This is a genomic window from Cellulomonas alba (assembly GCF_030362835.1).
GTDB classification, from domain to species: domain Bacteria; phylum Actinomycetota; class Actinomycetes; order Actinomycetales; family Cellulomonadaceae; genus Cellulomonas; species Cellulomonas alba.
The window spans coordinates 912,730-934,784 of sequence record NZ_JAUCGQ010000001.1; the positions used below are offsets into that span (position 1 = coordinate 912,730).

The 22,055-nt window shown below is 74.4% G+C and carries 18 protein-coding genes; 7 read left to right on the top strand and 11 right to left on the bottom strand.

Going from position 1 to position 22,055, the window contains the following annotated elements; genetic code table 11:
- Window positions 1-107: 107 nt before the first annotated feature.
- The 3 genes from QRT04_RS04025 to QRT04_RS04035 all read left to right on the top strand — a co-directional run bounded on the left by QRT04_RS04025 (window position 108) and on the right by QRT04_RS04035 (window position 2,858).
- Window positions 108-656, top strand: coding sequence for a DUF1697 domain-containing protein (locus tag QRT04_RS04025; RefSeq protein ID WP_289453689.1), 549 nt, complete (start codon window positions 108-110; stop codon window positions 654-656).
- An 87-nt stretch (window positions 657-743) separates the two neighbouring features.
- Window positions 744-1,190 (top strand): HIT family protein, encoded by a 447-nt coding sequence (locus tag QRT04_RS04030; RefSeq protein ID WP_289453690.1) that lies wholly within the window; start codon window positions 744-746, stop codon window positions 1,188-1,190.
- A gap of 129 nt (window positions 1,191-1,319) precedes the next feature.
- Window positions 1,320-2,858, top strand: coding sequence for a molybdopterin-dependent oxidoreductase (locus QRT04_RS04035; protein WP_289455700.1), 1,539 nt, complete (start codon window positions 1,320-1,322; stop codon window positions 2,856-2,858).
- A gap of 33 nt (window positions 2,859-2,891) precedes the next feature.
- On the opposite strand, the gene QRT04_RS04040 is transcribed toward QRT04_RS04035, so the two are convergent.
- From QRT04_RS04040 to QRT04_RS04065, 6 genes are all read right to left on the bottom strand, one after another.
- Window positions 2,892-7,220: a bifunctional nitrate reductase/sulfite reductase flavoprotein subunit alpha gene (locus QRT04_RS04040; protein ID WP_289453691.1), complete on the bottom strand. Its 4,329-nt coding sequence runs from the start codon at window positions 7,218-7,220 to the stop codon at window positions 2,892-2,894.
- Between the two features lie 2 nt (window positions 7,221-7,222).
- On the bottom strand, window positions 7,223-8,590 hold the full coding sequence (locus QRT04_RS04045; protein ID WP_289453692.1) for an MFS transporter: 1,368 nt from the start codon (window positions 8,588-8,590) through the stop codon (window positions 7,223-7,225).
- A 186-nt stretch (window positions 8,591-8,776) separates the two neighbouring features.
- A complete protein-coding gene (locus QRT04_RS04050; protein WP_289453693.1) occupies window positions 8,777-9,901 on the bottom strand; it encodes a sulfate/molybdate ABC transporter ATP-binding protein in 1,125 nt (374 codons plus the stop codon).
- Window positions 9,898-10,680 carry an ABC transporter permease gene (locus QRT04_RS04055; RefSeq protein ID WP_289455701.1) on the bottom strand — a complete coding sequence of 261 codons (783 nt, stop codon included), beginning with the start codon at window positions 10,678-10,680 and terminating at the stop codon, window positions 9,898-9,900. The genes QRT04_RS04050 and QRT04_RS04055 overlap by 4 nt, the downstream gene beginning before the upstream one ends.
- A 68-nt stretch (window positions 10,681-10,748) precedes the next feature.
- A complete protein-coding gene (gene modA, locus QRT04_RS04060) occupies window positions 10,749-11,606 on the bottom strand; it encodes a molybdate ABC transporter substrate-binding protein (protein ID WP_289453694.1) in 858 nt (285 codons plus the stop codon).
- Window positions 11,603-12,007 (bottom strand): TOBE domain-containing protein, encoded by a 405-nt coding sequence (locus QRT04_RS04065; protein WP_289453696.1) that lies wholly within the window; start codon window positions 12,005-12,007, stop codon window positions 11,603-11,605. The genes modA and QRT04_RS04065 overlap by 4 nt, the downstream gene beginning before the upstream one ends.
- A gap of 136 nt (window positions 12,008-12,143) precedes the next feature.
- Here QRT04_RS04065 and ppk2 point away from each other — a divergent pair, with 136 nt between their 5' ends.
- Together ppk2 and nhaA are read left to right on the top strand one after the other, a co-directional pair.
- Window positions 12,144-13,064 carry a polyphosphate kinase 2 gene (gene ppk2, locus QRT04_RS04070; protein WP_289453699.1) on the top strand — a complete coding sequence of 307 codons (921 nt, stop codon included), beginning with the start codon at window positions 12,144-12,146 and terminating at the stop codon, window positions 13,062-13,064.
- A 73-nt stretch (window positions 13,065-13,137) separates the two neighbouring features.
- The gene (gene nhaA, locus QRT04_RS04075) at window positions 13,138-14,502 is read left to right on the top strand and encodes a Na+/H+ antiporter NhaA (protein WP_289453701.1); all 1,365 of its coding nucleotides are present in this window, start codon (window positions 13,138-13,140) and stop codon (window positions 14,500-14,502) included.
- 9 nt (window positions 14,503-14,511) lie between these two features.
- Here the strand turns inward: nhaA and QRT04_RS04080 are convergent, their stop codons facing one another.
- From QRT04_RS04080 to QRT04_RS04100, 5 genes are all read right to left on the bottom strand, one after another.
- Complete coding sequence (locus QRT04_RS04080) at window positions 14,512-15,312, bottom strand: SDR family NAD(P)-dependent oxidoreductase (RefSeq protein WP_289453702.1); 801 nt, start codon at window positions 15,310-15,312, stop codon at window positions 14,512-14,514.
- Window positions 15,309-16,022 (bottom strand): DsbA family protein, encoded by a 714-nt coding sequence (locus QRT04_RS04085; RefSeq protein ID WP_289453704.1) that lies wholly within the window; start codon window positions 16,020-16,022, stop codon window positions 15,309-15,311. Before QRT04_RS04085 ends, QRT04_RS04080 begins: the two co-directional genes overlap by 4 nt.
- A gap of 38 nt (window positions 16,023-16,060) precedes the next feature.
- Window positions 16,061-16,558, bottom strand: a complete 498-nt coding sequence (locus QRT04_RS04090) for a methylated-DNA--[protein]-cysteine S-methyltransferase (RefSeq protein WP_289453705.1) — start codon at window positions 16,556-16,558, stop codon at window positions 16,061-16,063.
- 611 nt (window positions 16,559-17,169) lie between these two features.
- Complete coding sequence (locus tag QRT04_RS04095; protein ID WP_289453706.1) at window positions 17,170-17,814, bottom strand: hypothetical protein; 645 nt, start codon at window positions 17,812-17,814, stop codon at window positions 17,170-17,172.
- A gap of 731 nt (window positions 17,815-18,545) precedes the next feature.
- Window positions 18,546-19,415, bottom strand: a complete 870-nt coding sequence (locus QRT04_RS04100) for a hypothetical protein (RefSeq protein WP_289453707.1) — start codon at window positions 19,413-19,415, stop codon at window positions 18,546-18,548.
- A gap of 504 nt (window positions 19,416-19,919) precedes the next feature.
- On the opposite strand from QRT04_RS04100, the gene QRT04_RS04105 reads away from it, so the two are divergent.
- Together QRT04_RS04105 and QRT04_RS04110 are read left to right on the top strand one after the other, a co-directional pair.
- On the top strand, window positions 19,920-20,840 hold the full coding sequence (locus tag QRT04_RS04105; RefSeq protein ID WP_289455702.1) for a DNA-3-methyladenine glycosylase 2: 921 nt from the start codon (window positions 19,920-19,922) through the stop codon (window positions 20,838-20,840).
- A 101-nt stretch (window positions 20,841-20,941) separates the two neighbouring features.
- Window positions 20,942-22,048 carry a DUF4349 domain-containing protein gene (locus QRT04_RS04110; RefSeq protein WP_289453709.1) on the top strand — a complete coding sequence of 369 codons (1,107 nt, stop codon included), beginning with the start codon at window positions 20,942-20,944 and terminating at the stop codon, window positions 22,046-22,048.
- Window positions 22,049-22,055: the final 7 nt, after the last annotated feature.

Consider the following 22,055-nt stretch of genomic DNA (forward strand, 5'->3'; position numbering starts at 1 on the left):
CGGAGGCGCGCGGCCGGAGGCGCGCGGCCGGAGGCGCGCGGCCGGAGGCGCGGGCCGGCCGTGGCCGCGGCGCGCGGGCGTCGGCGCGGGCTGGCAGGGTGGCGGGCATGTCGGCCGTGATCGCGCTGCTGCGCGCCGTGAACGTCGGGGGGCGGACCGTCAAGGCTGCCCAGCTCAAGGCGGTCGCGACCGCGCTCGGCCACACCGAGGTCGTCACGTACGTGAACTCGGGGAACCTCGTGCTCGTGCCCGGCGCGGGTGAGTCACCGGCGCAGGTCGCCGGGGGGCTGTCGGCCGCCCTCGGTGACGAGCTCGGGTTCGACGTCCCGGTGATCGCGCGCTCGGCGCGCGAGTGGGACGTGCTCGTCGGTGCGGTGCCGTTCCGCCAGGAGGCGGAGTCCGATCCCGTGCACCTCGCGCTCGTGTGCTTCGACGGCAAGGTCACGGCGTCGTCGGTCAAGGACTTCGACGCGTCGGCGTACGGCAACGAGCTCGTCGTCTGGGCGGCGTCGGACGCCTACGCCTGGTACCCCGACGGCCAGGGCCGGTCCAAGCTGACGCTCGACCGGCTGTCGCGCGCGGCGGGCCGCGCGGGGACGGCGCGCAACTGGCGCACGGTGCTCGCGCTGGCCGACCTGGCACGCGAGCGCTCCTGAGGGACGTCGATCGAGCTCGAGCCGAACGCCCAGCGCGCCCGACGACCGGCTCGGCGGGCGCCGGGCGGACGCGGCTACCGTGAGCGCATGGCGACGCTGTTCACCAAGATCATCGACGGCGAGATCCCGGGCCGGTTCGTGTGGGCGGACGACGTGGCCGTCGCGTTCACCACGATTGCGCCCATCACCGACGGCCATGCGCTCGTAGTGCCCCGCGCCGAGGTCGACCAGCTGACCGACGCGTCCGACGAGCTGCTCGCGCACCTGACGTCGGTCGCCAAGACGATCGGGCAGGCGCAGAAGGCGGCGTGGGACGCGCCGCGCGCCGCGCTGCTGGTCGCGGGGTTCGAGATCCCGCACCTGCACCTGCACGTGCTGCCCGCCTGGGACGAGGCGAGCCTGACGTTCGCGAACGCGCGGAGCGACGCGCCCGCGGACGAGCTGGATGCCGCCGCAGAGCGACTGCGGGCGGCGCTGCGCGACGCGGGCCACGCTGCGCAGGTGCCCGCACGCGTCGACTCGCCCGCGCTGTGAGCGCGCGCACGGCGTGCGTCGAACAGATCGCCCGGCCCGCGCGTTGAACCCGTCGTGAGCACTACGAGCGGCCCGGGCCTCGTCGGCCCGCCGCCTCCTCCGCCGCCCCGCGAGCAGCTGCCGACGCCCGTGCGCACCGGTCCCCGCTCGGCGTGGCTCGGCGCGATCGCCGGGCTCGTCGCGGGGCTCGTCGCCGTGGGCGTCGGCGCGTTCGTCTCGATCTTCACGGGCTCGTCGTCCGACCCGCTCGTCGCCGTGGGCGCGGCCTTCGTCGATGCGACGCCCGCCTGGCTCAAGGAGTTCGCGACCAGCACGTTCGGCACGAACGACAAGGCGGCGTTGCGCGTCGGCGAGATCGTCGTGCTCGCGGGTCTCGCCGCGGTGGCGGGCGCGCTCGCGACGAGGCGCTGGTGGTGGGGCGCGACGCTCGTGGTGCTGCTCGGCGCGCTCGCCGCGCTGGCCGCCGTGCGACGGCCGGACGCCGGGATGCTCGCGCCGCTGCCGAGCATCGTGGGCACGGTCGCGGGGCTCATCACGCTGCGCGCGCTGGTCGACCGGATCCCCCGCGGGGCGCGACCGACGGGCGCGTCCGTCGCCGCCGCGCCCGACCGGCGCGCGTTCCTCCAGGGCAGCCTGGTCGCGGGCGCGATCGGCGCGGTCGCGCTGCTCGCCGGTCGGTTCGCCGGCGCCGGCTCGCGCGCCGTCGAGGCGGCCCGCGCGACGCTGCACCTGCCGGCGCCGGCCCGTGCGGCGGCGGCCGTCCCGGCGGGCGTCCACCCCGACGTCCCCGACCTCGGGCCGTGGGCGACGCCGCCCGCGGACTTCTACCGGATCGACACCGCGCTCGTGGTGCCGGAGGTCGACCCTGCCGCGTGGTCGCTGCGCGTGCACGGCCTCGTGGACCGTGAGGTGACGATCACGTGGGACGAGCTGCTCGCGCAGCCGCTGATCGAGGCATGGGTGACGCTGACCTGCGTGTCGAACCCGGTCGGCGGCGACCTCGTGGGGAACCAGAGATGGCTCGGGTGGCCGATCCGTGAGCTGCTCGCACGCGCCGGGCCGCACGCCGACGCCGACATGGTCCTGTCGACCAGCCACGACGGCTTCACGGCGTCGACGCCGATCGAGGCGCTCACCGACCCCGACCGCGACGCGCTGCTCGCCGTCGGCATGGACGGCAAGCCGCTGCCGCTGGCGCACGGGTTCCCGGTGCGCATGGTCGTCCCGGGGCTGTACGGGTACGTGTCGGCGACCAAGTGGGTGACCGACCTCGAGGTGACGCGGTACGCGGACGCGAGCGCGTACTGGACGGATCGCGGGTGGTCGCCGAAGGGACCGATCAAGACGGAGTCGCGCATCGACGTGCCGACGAGCGGCACGGTCGACGCGGGGCGCGTCGTGGTCGCGGGCACCGCCTGGGCGCAGCACCGCGGGGTCGCGCGCGTGCAGGTGCGGGTCGACGACGGGCCGTGGCAGGACGCGACCCTGGCCGACTCGGGCGGGATCGACTCGTGGCGCCAGTGGTCGTGGCAGTGGGACGCGGAGCCCGGCGACCACGTGCTCTACGCGCGGGCGTTCGACCCGGACGGGCCGCAGACGGGCGCCGAGGCGGACGTCGTCCCGGACGGTGCCACCGGGTACCCGAGCAAGCACGTCACGGTGCGCTGACGTCCACGCGGTCGCCGACTGTCCCGGCCGCGGTCAGTACACGTCGCGGACGTACCGATGGTCGGCCGCGAGGCGCTTGACGTACGCGTCGGCCGCGTCGCGGCTCAGCCGTCCGTGCGTCGCCACGACCTCGCGCAGCGCGGCGTCCACGTCCTTCGCCATGCGCGACGCGTCGCCGCACACGTACACCGACGCCCCGTCCTCGAGCCACGACCACAGGCGCGCGCCCTGCTCGCGCAGGCGGTCCTGCACGTAGACCTTGGAGCGCTGGTCGCGCGAGAACGCGGTGTCGAGGCGCTCCAGCGTGCCGTCGGCGAGCATCGCCTCGAGGTCGTCGCGGTAGTAGAAGTCCGTCGCCTCGTGCTGCTCGCCGAAGACGAGCCAGCTCGCGCCCGTGTGGCCTGCGGCGCGGCGCTCGGCGAGGAACCCGACGAACGGCGCGACGCCCGTGCCCGGACCGATCATCACGGCGCGCGCGTCGGCGGCCGGCGGGCGGAAGTGCGCGGTGGGCTGCACGTGCACCGGGACCTGCGCGCCCAGCGGCGCGTCGGCGAGGAACGTCGAGCACACGCCGCCCCGCGCCCGGCCCGCGGGCGACGCGTAGCGGACCACCGACATCGTCAGCGACACGCGGTCGGGGGCGACGAGGGCGCTGGAGGAGATCGAGTACTGGCGCGGCTGCAGCCGGCGGAGCACTCCGACCAGGTCGGCGGCCGGCACGTCGGGTGCGAGCTCCGCGACGACGTCGAGCGCCTGCCGGCACCACGTCCAGCGGGCGAGGTCGCCGCGGTTGTCGGGCCGTAGCAGGCGGCGCAGCTCGGCGTGGCCGGAGCGGTCCGCGAGCAGCGCCAGCACGTCGGCGCCGACGCGGGCGATGTCGAGGTCGTACGTGAGGGCGTCGCGCAGGCGGCGGTCCGCCCCGTCGACGACGACCGTCGCGTCCTCGTCCCAGCCCGTGACCTCGAACCACTCGTCGACGAGCCGCTGGGCGTTGGTCGGGTGGACCGCGAGCGCGTCGCCCGCGCGGTAGGTCACCTCGCGAGCCGAGCCGCTGACGTCGAGGACGATCTCGCGGACCTCCTTCGCCGAGCCGGGGAGGCCGAGCACGCGGTTCGTGACGAGCGTCGCGACGCCCGGGGCGTGCCGCGTCGCGCGCGCGGGACCGGCCGGGGGCTCGGTCGCCTCCGGCACCCGGGCGGACCGCGCGGCCTCGCCGGCGGCCGGCCCGGCGTCCGCGGCCCCGGCGTCGTCGGACGCGGACTCAGCTCCGGCGCCCGTCAGCACCCCGACCACCCCGTGCACCCACGCCGCCGCGCGCTCGTCGTCGCCCGGCTCGCAGTCCGCGCGGTCGACCAGCCGCGACGCGCCGAGCTCCGCGAGCCGGTGGTCGAGGCGGCGGCCGTGCCCGCAGAACCGGTCATAGCTCGAGTCGCCGAGCGCGAGCACCGCGAACCGCGAGCCGTCGAGCCGCCGCGCGTCCGGTGCGGCGACCGCCTCCCAGAACGCCGTGCCGTTGTCGGGCGCGTCGCCGTCGCCGAACGTGCTGGTGACGAGCACGAGGTCGGCGCCGCGCGGCAGGTCGGCGAGCGGCTCGTCATCCATCGCGACGACGCGTGGAGCCAGCCCGGCGTCGGTCAGCGCCCGAGCCGCGGACGCCGCGAGCTCCTCGGCGGTCCCCGTCTGCGACGCCCACAGCACGACGAGCGGGCGCACGGGCGTCGCCGCCCCCGCCGCGCGGCGCGCCCCGTCCGCGGCGGCCGGCTCCGGCGCGCGCGAGAACAGCCCGGCGAGCAGCCCGTCGACCCACAGTGCCTGGTCCGCGTCGAGCGGCGCGCCGGCCGGCAGCACCGGGGTCCCGGACGCCCCGCCGCCGAGGCCGGCGAGGAACCCGGCGAGGTAGCGCCGCTCGGCCGGCCCGAGCGGCGGCGGGTCGAGCCGGTCCAGCCCGAGCGCCGCGCCGAGCGCGCGCATCGCGGCCGCGCCCGGCGCGAGGCCGGGGGCCGCGCCGACGTCGAGGGCATCGACCGCCGGACCGGTCACCGCACCCCCCGCAGCGGCGGCGCCGGCCGCGCGGCGGGCCGCGGCGTCGGGGCCGACACCGGCAGGGTCACCCGGTGACGGACGCGCGGCGCCGGACCCACCGACGCCCGCCCGGCGCGCCACCTCCGCGACCGGCGTCAGCGCCACCGCGCAGACCTTGAGCTCGGGCTGGAACGACAGCGGGTCGACCGCGTCGTTCGTCACCGCGTTGACCGCCAGGTACTCGCCGAACAGGTCGTTCCAGTGGAACGGCGCGAAGCACGAGCCGGGCCGGACGCGGTCCGTGACGACGGCCGGCAGCACGGCGCGGCCGCGCCGCGACGCCACCTCGACCGGCGACCCCGGCGCGATCCCCAGGGCCGCCGCGTCGGACGGGTGCAGCTCGACGAACGGCCCGGGCGCGAGCCGCGTCAGCTTCGCGACCTTCCCGGTCTTCGTCATCGTGTGCCACTGGTGCTGCACGCGCCCCGTGTTGAGCACGAACGGGTAGTCGTCGTCGGGCAGCTCGGCGGCGGGCAGGTGCGGGCGCGCGTGGAAGACGGCGCGCCCGCTCGGGGTCGGGAACGCGAGGCGCGGCCGCGTGCCGTCCGGGCGCGTCAGCAGCGTCTGGGACACGCCGTCGTTGACGTACCGGATCGGGTTGCGCGCGGCACCCTCCGGCGGGCACGGCCACTGCACCGGGCCCGACTGCAGCCGCTCGTACGTGACGCCGCGCAGGTCGTAGCCGGTGCGCGGGTTCGCGAACGCGCGCAGCTCGTCGAAGACCTCCTGCGACGAGCCGTACTCGAAGCCCGCGTAGCCCATCGCCGTCGCGACGCGCGCGATCAGCTGCCAGTCGGGCACCGCGTCGCCGGGCGGGTCGAGGGCCCGCCGTGCGAGGGTCAGGTTGCGCTCCGAGTTGACCATCACGCCGTCGGCCTCGGACCACAGCGCCGCGGGCAGCACGACGTCGGCGTAGGCGTTCGTCTCGGTGTCGGCGAAGACGTCCTGCGTGACGACGAGCTCGGCCCGCTCGAGGCCCTCGATGACCGTCCGGCGGTTCGCGACCGACGCGACGGGGTTGGTGCAGACGACCCAGCACGCGCGGATGTCGCCCGCGGCCATGCGCTCGAACATGTCGACGGTCCCGCGCCCCACGCCGTCCGCACGGAGCGTGCCCGGCACGAGGCCCCAGGCGCGCTCGGTGAAGGCCCGGTCGTCCGCGTCGAGCACCGACCGCTGCCCCGGCAGGCCGGGGCCCATGTAGCCCATCTCGCGGCCGCCCATCGCGTTCGGCTGGCCCGTCAGCGAGAACGGGCCGCTGCCGGGGCGGCAGATCGCGCCGGTCGCGAGGTGGAGGTTGACCAGCGCGTTCGTGTTCCACGTGCCGTGCACCGACTGGTTGAGACCCATGGTCCAGCAGCTCACCCAGTTCTCCGCGCCGGCGATCAGCGCGGCCGCGGCCCGCAGGTCCGCCTCCGGGACCCCCGTGAGCTCCGCGACCGCGTCCGCCGGGTAGTCCGCCAGCATGTCCTCGACGTCGGCCCAGCCCTCGGTGTGCTCGGCCACGAACGGCTCGTCGAGCCCGCCCGCCTCGACCACGAGCCTCAGCAGGCCGTTCAGGAGCGCGATGTCCGTGCCGGGCCGCACCTGCAGGAAGAGGTCCGCCTTCTCGGCGGTCGCCGTGCGCCGCGGGTCGACCACGATGAGCTTCGCGCCGGCCTTGACGCGGTCGAGCAGGCGCAGGAACAGGATCGGGTGGCAGTCGGCCATGTTGGCCCCGATGACGAGGAAGACGTCCGCGTGGTCGAGGTCGTCGTACGAGCCGGGCGGGCCGTCGGCGCCGAGCGAGAGCTTGTAGCCCGTGCCCGCGCTCGCCATGCAGAGCCGCGAGTTCGACTCGATCTGGTTGGTGCCCACGAACCCCTTGGCGAGCTTGTTCGCGAGGTACTGCGCCTCGAGCGACAGCTGCCCCGACACGTAGAACGCGACGGCGTCGGGCCCGTGCTCGTCGACGATCGCGCGCAGGCGGCGGGCGACCAGCGCGATCGCGTCGTCGAGCGCGGCGGGCTCGGGCACGGCGCCGCGGGACGGGCGCACGAGCGCGGTGGTCGCCCGGCCCGTCGCGGCGAGCAGGTCCGCGCTGGTCGCGCCCTTGGTGCAGAGCCGGCCGCCGTTCGACGGGTGCGTCCGGTCGCCCCGCGCGCCCGTCGCCGTGCGGCGGCCGTCCGGTCCCGTCGCGACGTCGAGGACCACGCCGCAGCCCACGCCGCAGTACGAGCACACCGTCGCGACCTGCGTCGACGTGCCCGACTGCGGCGGGGCCGTGGTGGTGGCGGTCAAGCTCAGACCACCGCGTCGCCGAACGCACCGCCGCGGCGGGCGTAGACCGCCCAGACGGTCGTCGCCATCACGGCGTACAGCCCGACGATCACCCAGAGCGCGGCCTGGATGTTGCCGGTCAGCGACGTCGAGACCGCGAACCCGCGCGGCACCAGGAACCCGCCGAACGCGCCGACCGCGCCGGCGATGCCGAGGCACCCGGCCGCCGCCTTCGCCCGCAGCGCCCGGTCCTCGGCAGAGGCGCCCGTGCGGAACACCGCGGGGATCATCCGGTAGACCGAGCCGTTGCCCGCGCCCGTAGCGACGAACAGCACGAGGAACGAGCCCAGGAACAGGCCGAACGTGTGCTGGCGGAGCCCGACGACCGCGCCCGCCACGCCCGCGGCCATCACGGCGAACGCGCCGATCGTCACGCGCGCACCGCCGAGCCGGTCGGCGAGGATCCCGCCGAGCGGCCGCGCCACCGAGCCGACGAGCGCGCCGAGGAACGCCACCGACGCCGTGACCTCCGGGAACTGCTTGGCGATCAGCGTGGGGAACGCGCCCGAGAAGCCGATGAACGAGCCGAACGTGCCGATGTAGACGAACGAGAGGATCCACGTGTGCCGCGACCGGGCGGCCGAGCCGTACGAGCGCGGGTCCGCCTTCGCATTGCTCAGGTTGTCCATGAACCGCCACGCGAGCAGCGCCGCGACCAGCACGAACGGCAGGAACATCAGCCCGGCGCGCTGCAGCTGGATGCCAGCGGCTCCGACGATCACGAGCGGCACGACGAGCTGCACCGCGGCGGTCCCGATGTTGCCGCCTGCCGCGTTCAGCCCGAGCGCCCGGCCCTTCTCCGCCTCCGGGTAGAAGAACGAGATGTTCGCCATCGACGACGCGAAGTTGCCACCGCCGACGCCCGCGAGGGCCGCGACGCCGAGCAGCAGCCCGAACGGGATGTCCGGGTGCTGCACCGCGACGGCGAGCGCGAGCGTCGGCACGAGCAGCAGCAGCGCGGACACGATCGTCCAGTTGCGGCCGCCGAGCAGCGGCACCGCGAACGTGTACGGGATGCGGAGCACGGCGCCGACCAGGCTCGGGATCGCCACGAGCCAGAACATCTGGTCGGTGCTCAGGGTGAAGCCCGCCTTCGGCAGCTGCGGCACCACGATGCTCCACAGCGCCCAGACGGCGAAGCCGAGGAACTCGGCGCCGATCGACACGGACAGGTTGCGGCGCGCGACGCGGCGGCCCACGGCCGACCACTGCTGCGCGTCCTGCGGGTTCCAGCCGTCGATCCAGCGGCCGGGGCGGTGGACGAGGGCGGCGGCCGTCGTCGGGGTGGCGGGCGGGGCGAGGGTGCTGGTCGTCGCGGTCGGTAGCGCCATGGCGGCCTCCGGGGCGTCGGGCCGCGGGCTGGAGCCGGCGGCCGGGGACGGGACGACCGGGCCGGGAGGGGGCTCGGTCGTCGCCGACGCTAGGAAGCCGATGTTTCGCCCCGCCGTCTCGCGGCGTTGCGCGTGCGGAACCTTCTGCGCACGCTCGCGGAGCGACGGGTGTGAGAACTCGGCGGCTCAGCGGGCCCGGACGCGCACGTGCGCCGCGTCGACGGCGAGCTCGACCGCGGCGCCGACGCGCAGGTCGAGCCTGCCGACGGCCACGGGCGGCACGTCCACGAGCACGTCGCCGTCGGTCCGGACCCGGACGCCCGCGGGGCCCGGCTCGAGGTCGACGACCGTGGCGGCCCAGCCACGTGCGGGCGTCGGGCCGCCGCCGGGCGGCGTCGCGATCTCGACCGCCGTCGGCGCGAACGTCGCCTGGACCTGCGCCCCGTCGGGGAAGCCCGCGGGGCACGGCACGCGCACGACGCCCGCGACGACCGTCGCGACGCCGCCGGCCGCGCCGCGGCTCGCGTCGACCCGGCCGACGACCAGGTTCACGCCCGCGAGCGCCGCCGTGAAGACGTGGCTGGGGTCGGCCAGCACGTCGAGCGGCCGGCCGCGTTCGACGCCGCGCCCCTCGACCAGCACGAGCACCTCGTCGGCCAACGTCAGCGCGTCGAGCACGTCGTGCGTCACGAGCACGGTCGTCGTTCCCGTGCCGCGCACCTGGTCGCGCACGAGCTCGCGCAGGCCGGCCGCGGTGCGCACGTCGAGCTGCGCGAAGGGCTCGTCGAGCAGCAGCACGTCGGGCTCGGCGGCGAGCGCACGGGCGAGCGCGACCCGCTGGCGCTGGCCGCCGGACAGCGCGCCGGGCCGGCGGTCGCCCAGCCCCGCGAGCCCGACCGCGTCGAGCCACTCGTCGGCCTGCGCGCGAGCCCGCGCCGCCGGCACCCCCGCCGCGCGCGGCCCGAACGCCACGTTCTCGCGCGCCGAGAGGTGCGGGAACGCCAGCGGCTCCTGCCCGAGGAGGGCCACCCGACGGCGCTCGGGTCGCACGTGCACGGCGTGGTCCTCGACGACGCGTCCGTCGATCCGCACCCACCCGGCGACGGGGCGCAGCCGGCCCGCGACCACATCGAGCAGCGTCGACTTGCCGGCACCGTTCGGGCCCACGACGGCGAGCACGCGCCCGCGCGGCACCGCGAGCCGCGCCTCGACCGCGAAGACTCCGCGGACGGCGCGGACGTCGGCCTCGAGCCCCGGGGCGGGACCGGCGACCGCCCCCGCCGCCCCGGGCTCGAGCCCCAGCCCGGTCACGTCGCCCGCCCGGGCCGCCACGCGCGCGCCGCCAGCAGCACCGCGACCGCCGCCACCACGAGCAGCAGCGACAGCGCGACGGCCGCACCTTGCGTGACGCCGGCGCCGTTGAACGCCGAGTAGATCGCGAGCGGCATCGTCTGCGTGACGCCCGGCGCGTTCCCCGCGAACAGCGCCGTCGCGCCGAACTCGCCGAGCGCGCGGGCGAAGCACAGCACCGTCCCGCTCACGAGCCCGGGCGTCACCAGCGGCAGCGTCACGCGCCGCAGCACGGTCCACCGCGACGCGCCGAGGCCCGCCGCGACCACCTCGTACCGCGGGTCGACCGTGCGCAGCGCGCCCTCGACGCCCAGCACGAGGAACGGCATCGCGACGAACGTCTGCGCGATGACGACGGCCGTCGTGGTGAACGGGATCGTGATGCCGAACCATGCGTCGAGGCCCTGCCCGACCAGCCCGCGGCGGCCCAGCAGGTACAGCAGCGCGATGCCGCCGACGGTGGGTGGCAGCACGAGGGGCAGCGTGACGAAGGCGCGCAGCAGGTCGGCGGCCCAGCCGCGCGTCCGCGCGAGCACGACCGCGAGCGGGACGCCGAGCAGCACGCACACCGCGGTCGCGATCGCGGACGTCACGAGCGAGAGCGTGAGCGCCTGCACCGCGGCGTGCGACGTGACGTCCGCCGGGAGCGTCGACCAGTCGGCGCGGACGACGAGCGCGACGACCGGCAGGACGAGCAGCGCGAGCGCGAGCACCGCGGGGACGCGCACGACCCAGGGCACGCCGGGCGCGCCGGCGTCGTCCGTGCGCCGTGCCGCAGCCTCCCCCCGGCCCGTCGCCCACGCCGTCGTCACGGCGCGACGAACCCCCGCTCCTTCAGCACGGCCTGACCGTCCGGCCCGAGCACGTACCGGACGAACGCGGCGGCCGTCGCGTCGTCGCCCGAGCGCGTGCCGGCGGCGAGCTCCGCGATCGGGTAGTGGTTGATCGCCTGGGCCGCCTCGGGGAAGTCGACGCCGTCGACCTTGCCCGCCGCGCTCTGCACGTCCGTCCGGTAGACCAGCCCGGCGTCGGCCTCCCCCGCGACGACCTTGGTCAGCACCGCGGTGACGTTCTGCTCCTGGCTCGCCGGCTGGAGCGTGACGCCCGCGGCGTCGAGCGCGGTCGTCGTGGCGTTGCCGCAGGGCACCTCGGGCGCGCAGATCACGACCTTGCCGCCGTCCGTCGAGAGCGTCGCGAGGTCGGCGAGCGAGTGGACGTTCTTCGGGTTGCCGGGCGCGACCGCGATCTGCAGCGAGTTGGTGGTGAACACCGTCGGGTCGCCCTGCGTCAGGCCCGCGTCGACCACGGTCTGCATCGTCGTCGTGTCGGCCGCGGCGAACACGTCGGCCTTCGCGCCACCCGTGAGCTGCGTGGCGAGCGTCGACGAGCCGTCGTAGTCGACGGGCTTGACCGTGACGCCCGGGTGCGCCGCGCCGAACCGCTGCGCGAGCTCGTCGAACGCGCCCTTCAGGGACGCCGCGGCGAAGACGTCGAGCGAGCCCGTGAGGTCCGCGGACGCACCGGCCGTGGTGGACCCCGCAGCCCCCGTCGAGCCCGAGCCCGACGAGCACCCGGCCGCCAGGAGCGCGACCGCCACCGTGGCCGCGAGCGCACCGAGCAGCCGGCCCCGAGACGTGCGGGCCGGGCCGGGCCGTCGCCGGCTCACCGGTGACCGCGCGGGGTCTCGACCACGACGGTCGTCGCCTTCACCACCGCGAGCGCACGGTCGCCGACCTCGAGCCCGAGCTCGCGCACCGCCTCGCTCGACATGAGCGACACCACGCGGAACGGGCCGCACTGCAGCTCGACCTGCGCCATCACGCGGTCCGTCGTGATCGCCGTGACGAGCCCGGCGAAGCGGTTGCGCGCCGAGCTGCTGCCCGCGGCGGGGTCGTCCGGCGCGTGCGCCCGCGCGACCGCGAACGCCGCGAGGTCGACCCCCTCGACGACCGCTCGGCCGCCGTCGTCCGTCCCCGTGGCCAGGGAGCCCGCCTCGACCCACCGGCGCACGGTGTCGTCGCTCACGCCGAGGAGCCCGGCCGCCTCGCTGATCCGATACTGCGTCACGAATCGCAACACTAGCCCGCAGATGCAACTCGTGAGTGCCGCGACGAGCCGCAGGTGCGGCGTCGCCGAGGTCGCCCGCTGCGTCCCGGTTCGCCGTCGCCCCGCGCGCCGCCGCGCCAGGCGGTAACGTCCGCGCATGACGAACGGCGACGACGAGGTCCCGACCGGCGCGGACGGCGCCACGACGCGCTCGGGCGAGAAGGGCGGCAGCGCCAAGAAGGCGAAGAAGTCCGCCAAGAAGAAGAACAAGATCCCGAACGACGTCTACGAGGCCGAGCTGTTCCGGCTCCAGACGGAGCTCGTCAAGCTGCAGACCTGGGTGCGCACCGACGGCGCGCGGATCGTCGTGATCTTCGAAGGGCGCGACGCGGCCGGCAAGGGCGGCACCATCAAGCGCCTCACCGAGTACCTCTCCCCCCGGACGGCGCGCATCGCGGCGCTCCCCACGCCCACCGAGCGCGAGAAGTCCGAGTGGTACTACCAGCGCTTCGTCGCGCACCTCCCGGCGGCCGGCGAGATCGTCGTGTTCGACCGGTCCTGGTACAACCGCGCGGGCGTCGAGCGCGTCATGGGCTACTGCACGCCGAAGCAGTACTCCGAGTTCATGCGTCAGACGCCGATCTTCGAGCAGATGCTCGTCGAGGACGGGATCCAGCTGCGCAAGTACTGGTTCTCGGTGTCGGACTCCGAGCAGCTCCGACGGTTCCGCTCGCGCCTGTCCGACCCGCTGCGGCAGTGGAAGCTCTCGACGACGGACCTCGACTCGATCGCGCGGTGGGAGGACTACTCGCGCGCGAAGGACGAGATGCTCGTGCACACGGACATCCCGGCGTCCCCCTGGTACATCGTCGAGTCGGACATCAAGAAGCACGCGCGGCTCAACATGATCAGCCACTTCCTGTCGTCGATCCCGTACACCGACGTCCCGCAGCCGAAGATCGAGCTGCCGGACCGGCCCGCGCCGAGCAGCGGCTACGTCCGCCCGCCGCGCGAGCTCTCGACGTACGTGCCGGACCACGTGGCACAGCTCATGGGCGACAAGGAGCGCCACCTCTGACGCGCCGCCGACGGGAAGCCGACGCGGGCGCGGAGCGTTGCCGCACGTCGTGAGCGCTGACACGGTGGGACGCATGACGACACCCGGGCCGCCCCTGCGCGTCCGGGTGCCCACGCTGAGCCCCTCGGTGCGCGACTTCCTCGGTACGGAGGCAGCCTCGGCGGTCGCGCTGCTCGGCGCGGCCGTCGTCGCGCTCGTGTGGGCCAGCTCCGCGTGGTCCGGCAGCTACGAGGCCCTGTGGTCGACGAGCGCCGGGTTCCACGTCGGCGACTGGTCGCTGACCATGGACCTGCAGCACTGGGTCAACGACGCGGCGATGGCCGTCTTCTTCGCGGTCGTCGGGCTCGAGATCAGCCGCGAGGCGACGAGCGGCGAGCTGCGCGACAGGCGGACCGTCGCCGTCCCGGCGCTCGGCGCGCTCGGCGGCCTGCTCGTCCCCGTGCTGATCTACCTCGCGATCAACGCGGGTGGCCCCGACCTGCACGGGTGGGGCACCGTGATGTCGACGGACACCGCGTTCCTGCTCGGCATCCTCGCGCTGTTCGGGCCCGCGTGCCCCGACCGGCTGCGCCTGTTCCTGCTGACGCTCGCGATCGTCGACGACATCGGCGCGATCACCGTCATGGCGGTGTTCTACGCGCACGGCGTCGACCTCGTCGCGCTCGGGCTCGCCGCGGTCGTGGTCGTCGCGATGCTCGTGCTGCGCTGGCTGCGCGTGTGGCGCCTGCTGCCGTACGCCGTGGCGGGCGTGCTGCTCTGGCTCGCGGTGAACGCGTCGGGCGTGCACCCGACGCTCGCGGGCGTGCTCGTGGGCCTGCTCGTGCCCGCGACGGTGCCGCGCCGCGAGCACGTCGAGGCCGTGACGAACTACGCGGGCGACCTCGTCGACGACACGACCGCCGAGCGCGAGCACCTCGCGGAGCTCGCGGCGCGCGCCACGGTCCCGACCGGCGACCGGTTGCAGCGGATGCTCCACCCGTGGAGCGCGTTCGTGGTCGTGCCGCTGTTCGGGCTCGCCAACGCGGGCGTGGCGCTCGGCGGCGGGGTGCTCGGCGAGGCGCTGTCGTCCCGGCTCGCGATCGGCATCGCGGTCGCGCTCGTCGTGGGCGACGCGGTCGGCATCACGGGCGCCGCGACACTCGCGATCCGGTTCGGGCTCGGCGAGCTGCCGGGCCGCGTCCGGTACGGCCACCTGCTCGGCGGCGCGGTGCTCGCGGGCATCGGCTTCACGATCTCGCTGTTCGTCGCGGGGCTCGCGTTCGACGACCCCGTCACGCTCACGCACGCCAAGATCGGCATCCTCGCCGGGTCGCTCGTCTCGGCCGCGCTCGGCTCGGTGCTGCTGCGCTGGCTCGGCGAGCGCCTGCCGCTGTGCTCGCCCGGCCCGGAGGGTCCGCCGTCGGCGCTGCCGCCGCTCCCCTGGCGCGCGCCGGCCTGAGGCCTCGGGTCAGCGCACGGGGTCGGCGTCGTCGATGTACGCCAGCCGCAGCGTGCGCGCGTCCCGCTCGACGATCACCGCCGCGTCCCGGCGCAGCGTCTCGGGCGTGTCCGTGCCCGCGCGCACCCAGCGGCCCGACACCGCGTCGAGCTCGCCCGCGCCGAACGCGGCCGCGAGCTCGACGACGTCGTCGATCGACGTCCACGACGTCCGGTCGTCGTGCACCGGCATGCTCTCGGTCATGTCGGTGCGGACGACGCCGGGCGCCAGGTCGAGCACCCGGATGCCCCGGTCCGCGTACTGCGCGTGGAGCAGCGTCGTGAGCCGCGAGAGCGCGCCCTTGCTGATGGCGTAGCCCGAGTAGGTCGGCAGCGCGCGGACGCCGGCACCCGACGCGAGGTTGACGATCCGCCCGCCGCCGCGCGCGAGCATCCCGGGCAGCGCGGCGTGCGTGACGAGCATCGGGCCGCGGACGTTCGTCTCGACGACTCGCCACATGTCCTCGACGTCGTCCCCGGCGAACGGCAGCTCGGCGCGCTCGATGACGCCCGCGTTGTTGACGAGCAGGTCCACCCCTCCGAGATCCGCCTCGACGCGCGCGACCGCGTCGAGCACGGCGAGCCGGTCGACGAGGTCCGCGGCCGCGACGACCGCGAGCCCACCCTGCGCACGGATCTCGTCGGCGACCCCGTCGAGGCTCGCGCGCGTGCGGCCGACGAGCCCGACCGACCAGCCCGCCGCGGCGAGCCCGAGCGCGAGGCCCCGACCGATGCCGCGACCGGCGCCGGTGACCAGGGCGGCGCGGCTCATGCGGGCTCCGTCCGGCTGGGGGTGTCGGCGGTGGTACGCGTCGGCAGGCACGCGTCGACGGGCAGGTCGGTCGATGGGCGCTCCGTCAGCACGATCTCCTGCGGTGCGCTGCGGAAGCGAGGCCGCCCGAACCGGCCCGTCCGCACGCCGGGGTCGGCGGTGGCGCTCCACGCGTCGGGGACGGCGAGGCCCGCGGCGCTCGCCGCCTCGGCCACCGCGCCACGCAGCGACGCGAGGTCGGCCTCGCCCTCGAAGCGGCGTTCCCCGACCAGCACCGTCGGCGTGGCGCGCGCGCCGATGCCGAGGGCCGCCACGTAGTCGGCCTCGACCGCGGGGGCGTGGACCTGCGCCGCGTCGCCCGTGACGAGGGACGGGTCGATGCCGAGCTCGCGCGCGTACGCGCGCAGGTCGGGGTCGGTGAGGCGGTCCTGGCGCGCGAGCAGCAGGTCGTGCATGGCCCAGAACAGCCCGACGGTGCCGGCGGCCTCGGCCGCGAGCGCCGCGGTGAGCGCGTGCGGGTGCACCTCGAACAGCGGGAAGTGCCGCCACACGAGGCGCACCAGACCGTCGCTCGTGTCGACGAGCTCGCGCAGCACGGGCGCCGACGCCCGGCAGTGCGGGCACTCGAGGTCGCCGAACTCGACGACCGTGACGGGCGCGGCCAGGTCGCCGTACACGTGGCGCAGGGCGGGGTCCTTCGGCAGGTCCATGGGCACGAGCATGCCTGGTCGCGCGGCCTCGTGCGGCGTCAGAACAGCCGCGGGGACGCGACGTGCGCCTCGTGGTCGAGCAGCCAGCGCTTGCGCTCGACCCCCGCGGCGAAGCCGACGAGCGACCCGTCGGCTCCGATGACGCGGTGGCACGGGACCACGACGGCGATCGGGTTCGCGCCGTTCGCGGCGCCGACCGCACGTGACGCGGTCCGCGGGTCGAGCCCGACGTCGAGTGCGACCTCGCCGTACGACCGGGTCTCACCGAACGGGATGCGGCGCAGGCCGTCCCAGACGCGCCGCTGGAACGCGCTGCCGGCGGGTGCGAGCTCGAGCTCGAACGTCTGGCGCTCGCCCGCGAAGTACTCCACGAGCTGCGCGCGCACGCCCGCCAGACCCGCGTCGTCGCGCGCCCCCAGCAGGTCGGTGTCGGGTGCTCGCCGCGTGCCCGCCAGCAGCAGGCGGGCCACCGCACCGTCGCGCGCCACCACCGTCACCGGCCCGACCGGGGAGTCGAACGTCGTGTACGTCGTCATCGGGACCTCCTCACGGTGCAGACGCGCGGCGCCCACCAGGTGTGAGGTCGCGAGCGCCACCGGCAGTATCCGTCGGCCCACCGACATCTGCGGGTCGGCTGTGGCCTTCGGCCTCGCGGGGTGCGCCATGGCGTTAGTGGACCGGGCCGTTCACTCACGCGACGCGTTACGAAAGCCTCTGGAACCTGACCACGAGGAACGCGACCACAGCGCCGATGGCGCGAGCGACGACGCGGCCTTGATCAACTCGGAGCAGGTCCCCTGCCCACCGTCCATCGCGATGGACGTCTTTGCGTAACCACCTCGGCGGCGGGCGGTTGAAGCGCCGGCCTCACTAGACGGACCGAGAAAGACGATGCAGCCACAAGCGCCAGCGCTGCGGCAATTGATCGCACTCGGGAGAAGGGCGGCAAACACCTCGACAATGTGGCCGAGAGATGTTCGCGGACGGAGCGATCGAGCGCACCGGGTGGATGACGCGAGAAATGACACATCCCCGCAGCAAACACACCCGCGCTCGCTCAGGCTAATGGACGCGACGCAGTCGCAGAGTCCATAAGCTCGGCGACGAACTGGGCTGCGCAGACGTCAAGTTGTGTTGGTTCTCCAACTCAAGCGCCCCCGCCGACGGCGGGGGGATCCCCTTCGTCGTGTGATAGCGAGCCAGGCGGCACCATCACGAAGAGATCACCCTCCCGCGCGTCGTCGGGCTGCACTTCCGAGACGTAAATGCGAGGCGACGAAGCGATCAGCCGAATCAACTCGTCGACATCGCTCGCGACCTTCTCCGTCCTTTGCCGCACGTCCGCCAGCACCGAGTCCTTCAGCACGACACCCTGCGACACGTCTCTTGCGAGATCGACCTGCCGCTTCTGAACGGCCGTTAACTGATCGATGACCAGCGGCAGCTCAGCTCTCGCTCGCTCACGCGCGGCAAGATGATCGGCCACACCTGGACTGGCGGTCGCGGGGCGCCCGGGCCACCCTTCTCTCAAGGCCTCGATCTGCTCCGGCGAATACCGCAGCGCGTTTGCGGCCAGAGCCTCAGTAATGGATCTGAGCTGACGCTCATACCCCTCCGACGATGCCGAGAGAATGTCGAGACTTATTTTCTGCGATTCGAGCCTCATTTTTTGAACCGAAGCGCCCTCGGTGCGATTGCGGCCAATCTCGCGCGATACGGACACAATTGCCAGCCCGACAAAAAGCACCCAGCCAAGCCATGCGGGCGCGCCGGGCGGGAGTGCCAAGTCCATGGGCGGAGGCTACCTGCGGGCCAGGCAGGAACGTATCGACTTGGCGGTCGCTCGCTCACTGCCCCTTCGTGCTCAGCCGGCCGGACGTGCCTGCGCTTGATCGGTTCAGACCGGCGACCGGCCTCCTTAGCGTCAACGCTGCGAACGCCTGCGACATGCGCGCGGCGGACTATACGTGAGGAGTGTCGAACCGCTTTGAGGCCATTAGCCGCGCCGTAGCGGCCGACCTTGGCCCCAGCCCGACATGCAGCCTCAGCTGCGGCAGGTTGCGGATCGCCTGCTGGCCCAGCTATGCCCGTGGTATTCACAGGTCGATGGGATCCAACAACGCATCCGCCGTTCTGAGCGGCAGCGGGGACATAACGGCGAGGACTGTCCTCGGGTCGACAGACGACACGATCACGCACGACTCCGCACGCGAAGTTCCGATAAAGGGCGGCCGGGCGCCCGTTCGTTCGCTATGCCTCTGGCTCCCCTGGCAGCCGAGGCACGCGTTGTGAGTTCGAAGGACGCAGCGGGTGTGCACCGCCTCACCGCCGGCGGCCATCCGCTCGTCGGGCCTGACCGTGCGGCTGCTCGCCTCAGCACCCGCTGTCCGCGATTGAGGACTGCGCTCCACCGAGGTCCAAGCCTCGCCACACGCGGGTGCTAGACCGCGCAGCCCTCCGGACCTGGGGTCCGCTATCGGGTGGACGCGTCAGCGCACGTCCGAGTCACGTTGCTATTTCAAGTCAGGGCGGTGGCCCTGCGCTCGGGCGCGGGCGCCCAAACTGGTCGGCACTTGCACCGAAGTGGGTTTCCGCGCCGTAGGAAGCGAACGCAGGGCACACCGTCGCCGGGCCGTACATGCTCACAACGTCACCCTCAGACTGGACGAGCGAGAATGCTGACACCTCGACGATCGGTTCTCGGACGAGCCCCACGCCAAACTCACCACTGCCGACCGCGACCTTGGGGAGGACAGCGACGGAGACGTCTGGGCTGATTGCGTCATTGGTCGAGGCGGCCTCGCGAATGAGCCGCACCATCAGGTCCAAGATTCCTCGCATCCGTCCCGGACGGGCCTTTCGGTAGTGCGCGACCCATTTCCGATATTTCGTCGCTAGCTCGTCATGGCCCGGCGGTACCGTGCGAAGGAGAAACGGATGATCTCCAAGCGGATAGCGCTCGACACGGAAATCATTCTGCGGCTGCCAGCGGCCGGTCGGGCCCAGCGCGTTGCTAATCGAGAACGCCACGGGAACGAGCACCTCCGGATCCTCGAGGTTATTGAGGAAACCAACCGCAAGGTACGCATGGCCGCGTTGCTTGACCTTCAGTCGCCGCATGTTCCGAATTCGCTGCTCCGTAATGCGTGCGATGGTGGCGAGGTATTCGGACACAGGCAGACCGGTCAGCACTCTGACGATAAACTCGTCGGTCCGCAGGCCGTCGAATCTCGCGAAACCGGTGTACCCAACTAGGAGGTGCCCACACAGAAGGAGCGCCTTGTTCTCGACGTCCTCGTACTGCGATCTAGCGCCGCCAAGGTTCCAAGTTATGCGCCGATCGGAGGCTATCACCGCATAGTCCTTGTCCAGATATGCGACTATTAGCGTCATGGGGGCCGCCATGGGGTCGGATGCGCGGGATGACAGACGGTGCATTACCAGCTAGCGCCGTTAGGGACGGTAGCCTGTCGCGTGCACCAGGCTGTGTGGGCGACGGCGCAGGTTGGGAGCGCGGTGGAGACGGGCTGCTACCTACGCATTCGGTGAGGCAGTCGCTTCGTGGGCGCGGATGGTCGGCAGACGGGGCGACGCCCCGCCCCCCGACGACGGGGACGGGGCGTCGAACCTCAGGAGTCGTCTCGCCGGCACGAGGCGTGGCGTGCTCCTCGACCCTGACGGGCCGGCCCGGCTCTCGCACGGACCCTTGCACTCGGTCTGATCCCGCAAACCGGCCGATCGCAGCTCGTGATCGGCTGTCACGATTGTCCACGTGATCCCACGCGCGCGCATCCGGAACGCAATCCGAAGGCCAGCGGTTCGCCAAGTCCAGGGCTCGGCGGCATGACCAGCGCCGATGCGGGTGCGGAATCGCGTCGCGAAGCGATCCGGGTGCCGATGGACCCCGCGCCGCTCCTGGCGTCGCTCGTGGCGCACGCCGTCCCGGGCGTCGAGGAGGTCACGATCGACTCGCACGACGCGCTGGGCCCGGCCACGGGAACGGTGCGCCGGCTGCTGCACGTCGGCGGCCGGCTCGTGCCGGTCACCGCGACGCTCGGGCACGACGTCGTGACGATGGCCGTCGAGACCGCCGTCGAGACCGCCGTCGAGCCCGCCGTCGAGCCGTCGCCCAAGCCTGCCGGGGCGCCGCCGACGCCGGTCGTCGGCGCCCCCGAGGCGGCGGAGCTGCGCGCCGCGGCGACCCGCTGGTTCGGGCTCGACGACGAGCCGGCGGCCGTCGCGGCGGGGCTCGCGGGCGACCCGCTGCTCGGCCCGCTCGTGACGCGCCGCCCCGCGCTGCGGGTCCTCGGGCACCTCGACGGCTTCGAGGCGGCGGTCGCGACCGTGCTCGGCCAGCAGGTGTCTCTCGCAGCGGCTCGCGTCTTCACCGGTCGCCTCGCCGCTGCGTACGGCACCGCGGGCTCCGGTGGCCTGGTCGCCTTCCCACGGCCCGACCGGCTCGCCGCTGCCGACGCCGCCGAGGTGCAGCAGGCCGTCCGCATCACCGCCGCGCGAGCCCGCACGATCGTCGGGCTGGCCGCCGCGTGCGCGGACGGGCTCGTGCTGCGCCCCGGCGTCGACCCGGCCTCCACCCGTGCGCGCCTGCTCGCGCTCCCCGGCATCGGCCCGTGGACCGCGGACTACCTCGCGCTGCGCGTGCTCGCCGACCGCGACGCGTTCCCGTCGGGCGATCTCGTGCTCCGGCGCGCGCTCGGCGTCACGACGCCGCTCGAGGCGGAGGCGGCGGGTCGCGCGTGGCGGCCGTGGCGCGCGTACGCGACGGTTCACCTCTGGACGAACCGCGTCTACGGCCTGTGAGTCACCCGGAAGGGGCCTGGACGGCGACGATCGGATGACGCGACCGTCACGATTGCGCCACGCCGGACCCATGGCACGACCAGCGCTTCTACCGTCCCACCATGACCTCGACGACGAGCTCTTCCCGTGGCCCGCGGCTCCGCGCCGCCGCCGCGGCGGCCCTGCTCCTCGCGGCGCTCCTCGCCGGCTGCAGCGCGAGCGGCGGTGCCGACTCCAGCAGCGGGTCCGCCGCGCAGGCGCCGGAACCGGCGTCCGACGGGGGCAAGGCCGCCGACGGCTCGGTCGGAGGCGTCGAGCGGGACGCCGCGGCGCAGCAGGCCGAGGCGCGGCAGGTGATCCAGACCGGCACGGTCGCCGTCACCGTCTCGGACCCGCGGGCGGCCGCCGACCAGGTGGTCGCGTTCGTCGAGGGCGCGGGCGGACGCGTCGACGACCGGTCCGAGCACGCCTCGCGCGACGACGGCGCCACGTCGGCGTCGCTCACGGTCCGCGTTCCCGCCGACAAGGTCACCGCCACCGTCGACCACCTGCGCGGCCTCGGCAAGATCGGCTCGGTCGACCTCAAGGCCGATGACGTGACGGGCACCGCGCAGGACCTCGACGCGCGCATCGCCGCGATGAAGGTCTCGGTCGCGCGGCTCGAGGACCTGATGGCGCGCGCCACGACGACCAAGGACCTGCTCGAGGCCGAGGGCACGCTGTCCGAGCGCCAGGCGAGCCTCGAGCAGCTGCAGTCCCAGCGCGCGCTGCTCGCGGACCAGGTCGCGCTCTCCACCCTGACCATCACGCTCGACCCCCCGGGGGCGGTGCCCGCGGCGAGCGACAACCCGCGCTCGTTCTGGGACGGCCTCCAGGTCGGCTGGCAGTCGCTCGTCGCGGCCGTGAAGGGCATCGTCGTGGTGCTCGCGGTGCTGCTGCCCTGGCTGGCGTTCGCGGGCGCGATCGCCGCGCTCGTGGTCGCGGCCGTCCGGTGGCGCCGGCGGCGCCGGCCCCCCGTCACGGTGGCTCCGCGGCCCGGCGGCGTCGCGATGGCGCCCGCCGGCGTGGTGCCGTCCTACCCCGTGCCCCCGGCCACGGGTGCCGCGCACCACGCACCGTCCGCGCCGCCCGTGCCGTCCGCGCCGCCCGTGCCGCCCGCGTCGTCCGTCCCGCCTGCGCCGCCCACGCCGCCCGCCGCCCGTCCGGTCGACCCGGATCCCGAGGACTGACACCGGC

Bases quoted from the DNA above. Each gene is read 5' to 3' on its own strand.
- QRT04_RS04025 (WP_289453689.1), top strand. From the start codon at position 108: ATGTCGGCCGTGATCGCGCTGCTGCGCGCCGTGAACGTCGGGGGGCGG.
- QRT04_RS04030 (WP_289453690.1), top strand. From the start codon at position 744: ATGGCGACGCTGTTCACCAAGATCATCGACGGCGAGATCCCGGGCCGG.
- QRT04_RS04045 (WP_289453692.1), bottom strand. From the start codon at position 8,590: ATGGCGCTACCGACCGCGACGACCAGCACCCTCGCCCCGCCCGCCACC.
- ppk2 (WP_289453699.1), top strand. From the start codon at position 12,144: ATGACGAACGGCGACGACGAGGTCCCGACCGGCGCGGACGGCGCCACG.
- nhaA (WP_289453701.1), top strand. From the start codon at position 13,138: ATGACGACACCCGGGCCGCCCCTGCGCGTCCGGGTGCCCACGCTGAGC.
- QRT04_RS04080 (WP_289453702.1), bottom strand. From the start codon at position 15,312: ATGAGCCGCGCCGCCCTGGTCACCGGCGCCGGTCGCGGCATCGGTCGG.
- QRT04_RS04085 (WP_289453704.1), bottom strand. From the start codon at position 16,022: ATGGACCTGCCGAAGGACCCCGCCCTGCGCCACGTGTACGGCGACCTG.
- QRT04_RS04090 (WP_289453705.1), bottom strand. From the start codon at position 16,558: ATGACGACGTACACGACGTTCGACTCCCCGGTCGGGCCGGTGACGGTG.
- QRT04_RS04095 (WP_289453706.1), bottom strand. From the start codon at position 17,814: ATGGACTTGGCACTCCCGCCCGGCGCGCCCGCATGGCTTGGCTGGGTG.
- QRT04_RS04100 (WP_289453707.1), bottom strand. From the start codon at position 19,415: ATGACGCTAATAGTCGCATATCTGGACAAGGACTATGCGGTGATAGCC.
- QRT04_RS04105 (WP_289455702.1), top strand. From the start codon at position 19,920: ATGGACCCCGCGCCGCTCCTGGCGTCGCTCGTGGCGCACGCCGTCCCG.
- QRT04_RS04110 (WP_289453709.1), top strand. From the start codon at position 20,942: ATGACCTCGACGACGAGCTCTTCCCGTGGCCCGCGGCTCCGCGCCGCC.